Origin of the sequence: Pseudomonas sp. EGD-AK9, assembly GCF_000465935.2 — a bacterium.
In the GTDB taxonomy this organism is placed as follows: Bacteria; Pseudomonadota; Gammaproteobacteria; order Pseudomonadales; family Pseudomonadaceae; genus Aquipseudomonas.
In genome coordinates, this window is sequence record NZ_AVOF01000102.1 from 1 (window position 1) to 8771 (window position 8771).

Annotated in this window: 9 protein-coding genes; 6 read left to right on the forward strand and 3 right to left on the reverse strand. The window is 69.1% G+C overall.

Annotated elements, in window-relative coordinates; all coding sequences use genetic code 11:
- Positions 1-737: 2-oxo acid dehydrogenase subunit E2 (locus N878_RS05675; RefSeq protein WP_021442714.1), on the forward strand; the 737-nt coding region annotated here is incomplete at its 5' end.
- 157 nt (positions 738-894) lie between these two features.
- On the opposite strand, the gene N878_RS05680 is transcribed toward N878_RS05675, so the two are convergent.
- Positions 895-1404, reverse strand: a complete 510-nt coding sequence (locus tag N878_RS05680; RefSeq protein WP_021442715.1) for a hypothetical protein — start codon at positions 1402-1404, stop codon at positions 895-897.
- 166 nt (positions 1405-1570) lie between these two features.
- Here N878_RS05680 and N878_RS05685 point away from each other — a divergent pair, with 166 nt between their 5' ends.
- Genes N878_RS05685 through N878_RS05695 form a run of 3 tightly spaced genes read left to right on the forward strand, consistent with a single transcriptional unit; the run spans position 1571 to position 5207 of the window.
- Positions 1571-4282: an EAL domain-containing protein gene (locus N878_RS05685; RefSeq protein WP_021442716.1), complete on the forward strand. Its 2712-nt coding sequence runs from the start codon at positions 1571-1573 to the stop codon at positions 4280-4282.
- A 51-nt stretch (positions 4283-4333) separates the two neighbouring features.
- Positions 4334-4993, forward strand: a complete 660-nt coding sequence (gene msrA, locus N878_RS05690; RefSeq protein ID WP_021442717.1) for a peptide-methionine (S)-S-oxide reductase MsrA — start codon at positions 4334-4336, stop codon at positions 4991-4993.
- A 16-nt stretch (positions 4994-5009) separates the two neighbouring features.
- Entirely contained in the window at positions 5010-5207 is a 198-nt protein-coding gene (locus N878_RS05695) for a putative motility protein (protein WP_021442718.1), read from the forward strand.
- A 57-nt stretch (positions 5208-5264) separates the two neighbouring features.
- Here the strand turns inward: N878_RS05695 and N878_RS05700 are convergent, their stop codons facing one another.
- Positions 5265-6113, reverse strand: coding sequence for a 23S rRNA (adenine(2030)-N(6))-methyltransferase RlmJ (locus tag N878_RS05700; RefSeq protein WP_021442719.1), 849 nt, complete (start codon positions 6111-6113; stop codon positions 5265-5267).
- 26 nt (positions 6114-6139) lie between these two features.
- Complete coding sequence (locus N878_RS05705) at positions 6140-7027, reverse strand: LysR substrate-binding domain-containing protein (protein ID WP_031302803.1); 888 nt, start codon at positions 7025-7027, stop codon at positions 6140-6142.
- A 93-nt stretch (positions 7028-7120) separates the two neighbouring features.
- Between N878_RS05705 and N878_RS05710 the strand changes: the two genes are divergently transcribed.
- Both N878_RS05710 and N878_RS05715 read left to right on the forward strand, forming a co-directional pair.
- Positions 7121-8329 (forward strand): YbfB/YjiJ family MFS transporter, encoded by a 1209-nt coding sequence (locus tag N878_RS05710; RefSeq protein ID WP_031302804.1) that lies wholly within the window; start codon positions 7121-7123, stop codon positions 8327-8329.
- Positions 8301-8771, forward strand: a 471-nt coding sequence (locus tag N878_RS05715; RefSeq protein ID WP_021442722.1) for a nitronate monooxygenase family protein, incomplete at its 3' end; no start/stop codon positions are given. The genes N878_RS05710 and N878_RS05715, both read left to right, overlap by 29 nt.

Sequence of the window (8771 nt, forward strand, 5' to 3'; positions counted from 1 at the left end):
CCGGCATTCCGCCGATCCCGGCGGTGGACTTCAGCAAGTTCGGCGAAATCGAAGAAGTGGCGATGACCCGTCTGATGCAGGTCGGCGCCGCCAACCTGCACCGCAGCTGGCTCAACGTGCCGCACGTGACCCAGTTCGAATCGGCCGACATCACCGAGCTGGAAGCCTTCCGCGTCGCGCAGAAGGCGGTGGCCGAGAAGGCCGGGGTCAAGCTGACCGTACTGCCGCTGCTGCTCAAGGCCTGCGCCCACCTGCTCAAGGAGCTGCCGGACTTCAACAGTTCGCTGGCCCCGAGCGGCAAGGCGATCATCCGCAAGAAGTACGTGCATATCGGCTTCGCCGTCGATACCCCGGACGGCCTGCTGGTGCCGGTGATCAAGAACGTCGACCAGAAGAGCCTGCTGCAGCTGGCTGGCGAAGCCGCCGCGCTGGCGGAGAAGGCGCGCAACAAGAAGCTGTCGGCCGACGACATGCAGGGCGCCTGCTTCACCATCTCCAGCCTCGGCCATATCGGCGGCACCGGCTTCACCCCGATCGTCAACGCACCCGAGGTGGCGATCCTCGGCGTGAGCAAGGCGAGCATGCAGCCGGTGTGGGACGGCAAGGCCTTCCAGCCGCGCCTGATGCTGCCGCTGTCGCTGTCCTACGACCACCGGGTGATCAACGGCGCCGCCGCCGCTCGCTTCACCCAGCGCCTGTCGCAGCTGCTGGCGGATATCCGCACCATGCTGCTGTAAGGCCGCGCACCACCTTTCGAGCACGCCACGCTCGTATCCTCAACCCCGCCCGTTCAGGCGGGGTTTTTTTTGACTATGTTCCAGCCACCAGGGGCGCAACACAGGCGGCTTCCCGTTGCGTGCGACGCGGCCTGCGCGCGCCCGGCAACGCCGCCGCTCAGCCCTTCTGCACGTTGCGAATCAGAAAGCTCAGCGCCTTGGCCAGCTCGGCCGCGCCCTGGTGATCGCGCAGGATGCTCAGCAGCGGGCTGCCGTCGCCGGGGTTGATCAGCACGCAGCGGATGCCGCCGGCCGGGCATTCGTAGCGAATGAAGGGATCGACGCCGAACACCGACACGCGCTGGTTGCGCACGGCGATATCGGTGCCCTGGGCGCCGCGACTTTCCTCGCGCAGGATCAGTTCGCCGGGCGCGCCGATGCCGATGCGGTAGAGCAGATCCTGACGCTGCGCCTGGCCGACCTGGTAAGCGGCGCGCAGCGCATAGGTGTCGAGCAGCGCGTTGCTGTGGGCGAGCAGCGCCTGGCGCTCGTCGGCGGTCAGATACAGGCGCTTGAGCCCGTCCAGGTAGGCGGTCTGCTCGTCGCCCTGCAACCCGGCGGCCGCTTCGGCGTCGGCGGCAGTCGCCAGCGCGGCAGCGAACAGCGCGCCCAGCAGGGCCAGGGCCATCAGTTTTCTTGTCAGTATCGATTGCATGATGCACCCTTGCCGAACGCTATAGTGAAGTAGGCCTGAGCCCGAGCCTCCGTCCGTACCGCCACTGCCCCGGGCAGCGGCGGCCCCGTACCGAGAACGGATGCCTCGCCTGGTCAGCATACTGGAAGCCCGCCGCCCAATGAAAAGCCATCCCGATGCCGGCACCCGCTCGGCAGCCGAGGTTGTGACGCAGTTGCCAGTGCCCTCGCGGCTCGGCATGTTGCGTTTCGAGCGCTTGAACGAGCCGAGCTGGGCCCTGCTGTTTCTCGATCCCGCCTGCGAACGCCAGCTTGGCATCAGTGCCAGCGACCTGTGCGCCCTGGTCGATGCGCCCTACGCCAGCCTGATGGAGCCCGAGGCGCGCTACCGCCTGCACGACGCCATCCAGCAGCAGCTGCTGCAGGGCCCGCATTACCTGGTGCGCTACCGCCTGCACACGCCGCAGGGCGCGCTCAACCTGCTGGAGGTGGGCGAACCCTTCAAGCAGCGCAACCGCCAGCTGCTGCGCGGCTACCTGCTGGTGGCGGACGAGAGCCTGAGCCAGTACAGCCCGCCCGAGCAGGCACTGCAGGCACAGAACCAGCAGCTGCGCAGCTCGCTGCAGCAGTACCAGCGCGCCCAGGACGACCACCTGCAACACCTGGTGCGCTCGCGCACCCAGCAGAGCCTGATCGTGCGCCTGGCGCGCCAGCGCTACGTCTCCAGCGACCCGCTGCTGGAGGCTGCCGAGCTGATCACCCAGGCCGCCTGCGAGGTCTACGGCGTGGCCCGCGCCGGCCTGTGGAAGCTCGGCAGCCACAGCCTGGAGTCGGTGACCCTGTACCGCCGCGACCTGGATCGCCACGAACGCCTGGCCGATATCGACGCGCGCGCCTTCCCGCGCTATCTGGAGGCACTGCACAGCGGCCGCGCCATCGACGCCCACGACGCCCTGCACGATCCGCGCACCGCCGAGCTGAGCGCCAGCTACCTGCAGCCGCTGGGCATCGGCGCCATGCTCGACGCCGGCGTGCGCGTCGACGGCGAGGTGGTCGGCGTGCTGTGCCTGGAACACAGCGGCGGCCCGCGCACCTGGCAGGCCGACGAGATCGCCTTCGCCGGCGAGCTGGCCGACCAGTACGCGCAGGTGCTGATCGGCCAGCAGAAGCGCAGCGCCACCCACGCCCTGCACCTGTTCCAGCGTGCGGTGGAGCAGAGCGCCAGCGCCTTCCTGCTGGTCGACCGCGACGGCCGGGTGGAATACGTCAACCCCAGCTTCACCGCGATCACCCTGTACAGCGGCGACGAGGTCTGCGGCCGGCGCCTGTCCGAGCTGCCGGCGCTGGCCAACCTCAGCGACCTGCTGTTCGACGCCCACTCCAGCCTGGCCGAGCACAACAGCTGGCAGGGCGAGTTCCGCAGCCGGCGCAAGAACCAGGAGCCCTACTGGGGCCAGCTGTCGATCTCCAAGGTGTACGGCGACGACGGCGAGCTGACCCACTACATCGGCATCTACGAAGACATCACCGAGACCAAGCTGGCCCAGCAGCGCATCGAGCGCCTGGCCTACACCGACAACCTGACCAACCTGGGCAACCGCCTGGCCTTCATCCGCAGTCTCGAGGAGCGCTTCGCGCGCAGCCCGCAGCCGCCGTTGGGGCTGTTGCTGGTGGACATCGACAACTTCAAGCGGATCAACGACAGCCTCGGCCACCAGACCGGCGACAAGCTGCTCTCGGCCCTGGCCCGGCGCCTGCGCAACAGCCTCGGCGCCAAGGGCAGCCTGGCGCGCTTCGCCAGCAACGAGTTCGCCATCCTCCTCGACGGCGGCGACCAGGAGGCCGCCCAGCGCGTCGCCCAGCAGGTGCTGCAGACCCTGGACAAGCCGCTGTTCGTCGACAACCAGCTGATCAGCATCACCGGCTCGGTCGGCCTGGCCCTGGCGCCGCAGCACGGCGAAGACCCGCAGACCCTGATGAAGCACGCCGGCCTCGCCCTGCACAAGGCCAAGGCCAACGGCAAGCACCAGGTACAGCTGTTCACCGAGGCACTCAACGCCGAGGCCAACTACAAGCTGTTCGTCGAGAACAACCTGCGCCGCGCCCTGACCCAGAGCGAGCTGGAGGTGTTCTACCAGCCCAAGCTGTGCCTCAAGAGCGGCCAGCTGCTGGGCATGGAAGCGCTGCTGCGCTGGCACCATCCGGAAAAGGGCATGATCCGCCCCGACCAGTTCATCAGCGTGGCCGAGGAGACCGGGCTGATCATCCCCATCGGCAAGTGGGTGGTGCGCCAGGCCTGCCGCATGAGCAAGCAGCTCAGCGCCATCGGCCTGGGCGAGCTGCAGGTGGCGATCAATCTGTCGCCCAAGCAGTTCTCCGACCCGGACCTGGTCGGCTCCATCGCCGCCATCCTCCACGAGGAGCAGCTCGAACCCCGGCGGCTGGAGCTGGAACTGACCGAAAGCCTGCTGCTGGAGGCCACCGACGACACCCGCCACCAGCTCGGCCGCCTCAAGAGCCTGGGCCTGACCCTGGCGATGGACGACTTCGGCACCGGCTACTCCTCGCTCAGTTACCTGAAGAAATTCCCCATCGACGTGATCAAGATCGATCGCAGCTTTATCAAGGACATTCCCGACAACCAGGACGACATGGAGATCACCTCGGCGGTGATCGCCATGGCCCATAACCTCAAGCTCAAGGTGGTCGCCGAAGGCATCGAGACCGCCGCCCAGCTCGGTTTCCTCCGCCGCCAGCAGTGCGACGTCGGCCAGGGCTACCTGTTCGACAAGCCGATTCCCGGCCGCGAGCTGATCGACAGCCTGCGCCGCTACCCCTGCCGCCCGGCGCCCACATCCGACCAACGGACGTAACGCGCCACGCCGCGCCTGGTCCACTGCTTGCCCACTTCTCAGGAGATCGCCATGGTTCTGCGTTCCCAGATACTCGCCCACAAACTCGAGCTGCCCAGCGCCGAGCAGGCCCTGCCCGGCCGCAGCGAAGCCCTGCCGGTGCCGGCGGCGCACCATGTCAACGGCCATCCGCTGCAGCCGCCCTTCCCCGCCGGCCTGCAGCAGGCGGTATTCGGCCTCGGCTGCTTCTGGGGCGCCGAGCGGCGCTTCTGGCAACAACCCGGGGTATACAGCACGGCGGTGGGTTACGCCGGCGGCCATACGCCGAACCCGACCTACGAGGAAACCTGCTCCGGGCTGACCGGGCATACCGAGGCGGTGCTGGTGGTGTTCGACCCGCGGCAGACCAGCTTCGAGGCCCTGCTCAAGGTGTTCTGGGAGGCGCACGACCCCACCCAGGGCATGCGCCAGGGCAACGACCGCGGCAGCCAGTATCGCTCGGCCATCTATTGCCAGGACGCGGCGCAACTGGCTGCCGCCCGCGCCAGCCAGGCGCGCTTCCAGGCCGAGCTGGACAAGGCCGGGCTCGGCGCCATCACCACCGAGATCCGCGAGGCGCCGCCGTTCTACTACGCCGAGGCCTATCACCAGCAGTACCTGGCGAAGAACCCGAACGGTTATTGCGGCCTGGGCGGAACGGGCGTATGCCTACCGCCTGAACCCAAGGCCTGAAGGAGGGTCGATCGCCATGGAACTGAGCAGCCTCGCCAGCCAGGTTTCCAGCCAGGCGTCGGCGCAATTCTCGGCGCAGATGTCGCTCCTGCTGCTGCGCAAGACCCTGGAGCTGCAGGCGTCCGGCGTCGCCAGCCTGGTGCAGGCGGCCGCCCCGGTCAGTGCGCCGAGCAACCCGCCGCACCTGGGCAACAGCATCGACGTGATGGCCTGAGACGCGGCGCCGAAGCGGCCCCGCCGGGTGCGCCATGCGCAGCGTCCCCAGGCTCGCTCAAGCGGCCGGTTTTTCCTCGATCAGCCAGTCCAGGCGCCAGCCGCCCAGGCTCTGGCCGAGCGCATCGGCCAGCCAGGGCAGCAGCTGCCTGAGCTCGTCTTCCAGGCCCCAGGGCGGGTTGCTGATCACCAGGCCCGAGCCGGTCAGCCGGCTGGCATCGTCCGGGGCGTGCACGTACAGCTCGGCGCGCAGCAGCTTGGGCGCGGCGCTCTTTTGCAGATCCCGGTAGAAACGCGCCAGCTGACGCTCGTCCTTGATCGGATACCAGATCGCGACGATGGCCTGGCGCATGCGCCCGTGCGCCTCGTTCAAGGCCTCGACGCAGCGCTGCAGCTCGTCGGCCTGCTCGAACGGCGGGTCGATCAGCAGCAGCACGCGCTTCTCGCGGGTCGGCAGCAGCGCCCGCGGCACGTGCCAGCCCTCGCCCAGGTGCACCGCTACGCGGCGGTCGCCGCGCATGTTGTCCTTGAGCAGGCGGCCGTCTTCCGGGTGTTTCTCGTTGAGCTGCAGGCGATCCTGCTCGCGGCTGAGCAGGCGCGCCAGCTCCGGCGAGCCGGGGTAGTAGCGCAGCTCGCCGTCTGGGTTCATCGCCCGCACCACTTCCAGGTAGGCCTCCACCGCATCCGGCAGCTGCGCGGCCTGCCACAGGCGGCCGACGCCCTCCAGCCATTCGCCGGTGCGGCTGGCCTGATCGCCGCGCAGGTCGTACAAGCCGATGCCGGCGTGGCTGTCGAGGTAGGCAAAGGGCGCCTCCTTGCGCGACAGCAGGGCAATCAGGCGGGTCAGCACCAGGTGCTTGAGCACGTCGGCGTGGTTGCCGGCGTGGAAGGCGTGGCGGTAGTTCATGGATGTCTCCGAAGCGGTCGCCAAGTTTACCCGCTGAGTGGGCTTTGCGCGCGCATCAGCTCCAGCAGCAGCGCCAGCGGCGGGTGCTCGCCGGCATCGCGGCGACGCGCCAGCAGCGTGGTGGTCGCCCCGAACTCCGCGGCGATGGCCTGGTACTGCACCAGGTGCACACGCGGGTGGCGCTCGAGCAGGCTGCGCGGCAGCAGGCCGATGCCCATGCCGGCGGCGATGCCGGCGAAGATCGCGTCGATCGAGCCGTAGCTCTGCCGCGCCGCCACCTGCAACCCGCGGCCGACCACCCAGCGCTCCAGGCGCTCGCGATAGTGACAGCCCTCGGGGAAGCCCAGCAGGGTCTGCGGCCGCGTCTCCAGGCTGTCGGCATCCTGCGTCGGCGGCAGCACCAGCATCAGTTCCTCCTCCCAGATCGGCAGGCACTCGAGCTGCGGATGCTCGAACGGCCCGCCGATCAATCCGGCGTCCAGCTCCCCGGCCAGCACGCCCTCGACCAGGCGCCGGCTCGGCCCGGTGCTGAGCTGCAGGTTGACCCGCGGCGCCCGCTGGTGGAAAGCCGCGAGCAGCTCCGGCAGACGCACGGCCGCGGTGGTTTCCATCGAGCCCAGGCGCAGGTCGCCACTCCAGATATCCTCCTGCACGCTGCGCCAGGCCGTCTGGCAGAGCTGTTCCAGATGCTCGGCGTGGGGCAGCAGGCGCTCGCCGGCCGGGGTCAGACGCAGGCGCTGGCCCTGACGCAGGAACAACCGGGTGTCGAGTTGCTGCTCCAGCTGGCGCAGACGCGCCGAGACGTTCGACGGCACGCAGCTCAGGCGCAGGCCGGCGGCGCTCAGCGAGCCCTCGCGCGCCACGGCGAGGAAATAGCGGAACAACTGCGGATTGAGTCGCTGCCAGGCGCCCATGAACATCACCAAAAGTGAAAAATGAAAGCAGTATTTTTCACTAACGATCGGTCAGCGACAACGACTAAGGTGCGCAGCACGACCGGAGGCCCTATGCCCAGATGTGACCGCGCCCACCTCACTGCGTTGCTCGCCGCCGCCCTGGCGCTGGTGGTCGTGCACGCGCTCGGCCGCTTCGCCTATACCCCGCTGCTGCCCCTGCTGCTCGACGACGGCCTGTTCGACCTGAGCCAAGGCGCCCAACTGGCGACCTGGAACTACCTCGGCTACCTGCTCGGCGCCCTGCTCGCGCTGCCCATGGCCAACCCGCGCGGCTTGCGCCTCGGCCTGCCGGCGGCCCTACTGATCAATGCCGGCCTGACCCTGGCCCAGGTCTTCACGCAGGACATCGCCCTGCTGGCTGCCCTGCGCCTGACCAATGGCATCAGCAACGGCGTGGTGTTCGTCCTTGCCCCGGCGCTGGTGCTGGAATGGCTGGCCCTGCGCCAGGCCACGGCGCTCAGCGGTCTGGTCTATCTGGGCTTGGGCGGCGGCATGTTGCTGTGCGGCCTGCTGGTGGCCATCACGCCCTGGCACGGGCCGCTGCGCTGGCTGCCGATCGCCCTGTGCGCCCTGCCTTTGGCGCTGCTCTGCGCCCCGATGCTAAGGCGCCTGGCGCGGGACCTGCCCGACAAGTCCCCTGCGACCGCCCGTGGCGCACTGCTCGGCAGCCACAATCTGGCGTTGCTGATGGCCTATCTGGGGGCAGGCCTGGGTTACATCCTGCCGCTGACCTTTCTGCCGGCCCTGGCTCGCGAACAGCTGCCCGCCGGTCATCCGCTACTGGTCGGCAACTGGTGGTGGACGGCGCTCGCCTGCCTGATCTCGGCGAGCCTGTGGAACCAGGCCGGTGCCTGGCTGGGCGACCGCCGCGCCCTGCTGGCCAACTACCTGCTGCAACTGCTCGGTGTGGCCATGCCGATCCTGCTGCCCGGCCCCGTCGGCGTGCTGGCCTGCGCCCTGCTGGTGGGCGGCACCTTCCTCGGCACCGTATTGCTGACCCAGCGTCTGGCCCGTGCCCTCAACCCGGACCAGGGCTTGCGCCTGGCCGCCCTGCTGATCAGTCTGTACAGCGGCAGCCAGTTGCTCGGCCCCTGGCTGGTGCAGCACTGGACTGCCGCTGGCCATAGCCTCACGAGCAGCTTCCTTATCGGCACGGCGGCATTGCTCTGGGCCCTGTTGTGGGCCTGGCAGGTGTCCGAACCACGATCCATCGCTGAAATGGAGCCATCCCATGTCTCTCACCGCCCTGCTCGACACTGACCTGCCCCTGATCCAGGCCCCGATGGCCGGCTCGCAGAACCATCGCCTGGCCGCCGCCGTGTGCCAGGCCGGCGGCCTCGGCTCGATTCCCTGCGCCATGCTCACGCCCGCCGCACTGCGCCAGGAGCTGCAGGCGCTGCGCGCCCTGACCAAGGGCCCGTTCAACCTGAACTTCTTCAGCCATGTGCCGCCCGCGCCGGATGCGGCCCGCGAGGCGACCTGGCGCGAGGCGCTGGCGCCCTACTATGACGAGCTGGGCCTGGATCCGGCCGCCATCGCCGGCGGCCCGGGGCGTCTGCCGTTCAACGAAGAGGCGGCGGCGCTGGTGGAGGAGTTCCGTCCGGCGGTGGTCAGCTTTCATTTCGGCCTGCCGGAGGAGGCGCTGCTGCAGCGGGTCAGGCGCAGCGGGGCGAAGATCCTCTCCAGCGCCACCACCCTGAAC

Excerpts from the sequence above, each read along its gene's own strand:
- N878_RS05705 (WP_031302803.1), bottom strand. The coding sequence starts at position 7,027 with ATGGGCGCCTGGCAGCGACTCAATCCGCAGTTGTTCCGCTATTTCCTC.
- N878_RS05700 (WP_021442719.1), bottom strand. The coding sequence starts at position 6,113 with ATGAACTACCGCCACGCCTTCCACGCCGGCAACCACGCCGACGTGCTC.
- msrA (WP_021442717.1), top strand. The coding sequence starts at position 4,334 with ATGGTTCTGCGTTCCCAGATACTCGCCCACAAACTCGAGCTGCCCAGC.
- N878_RS05710 (WP_031302804.1), top strand. The coding sequence starts at position 7,121 with ATGCCCAGATGTGACCGCGCCCACCTCACTGCGTTGCTCGCCGCCGCC.
- N878_RS05695 (WP_021442718.1), top strand. The coding sequence starts at position 5,010 with ATGGAACTGAGCAGCCTCGCCAGCCAGGTTTCCAGCCAGGCGTCGGCG.
- N878_RS05680 (WP_021442715.1), bottom strand. The coding sequence starts at position 1,404 with ATGGCCCTGGCCCTGCTGGGCGCGCTGTTCGCTGCCGCGCTGGCGACT.
- N878_RS05685 (WP_021442716.1), top strand. The coding sequence starts at position 1,571 with ATGAAAAGCCATCCCGATGCCGGCACCCGCTCGGCAGCCGAGGTTGTG.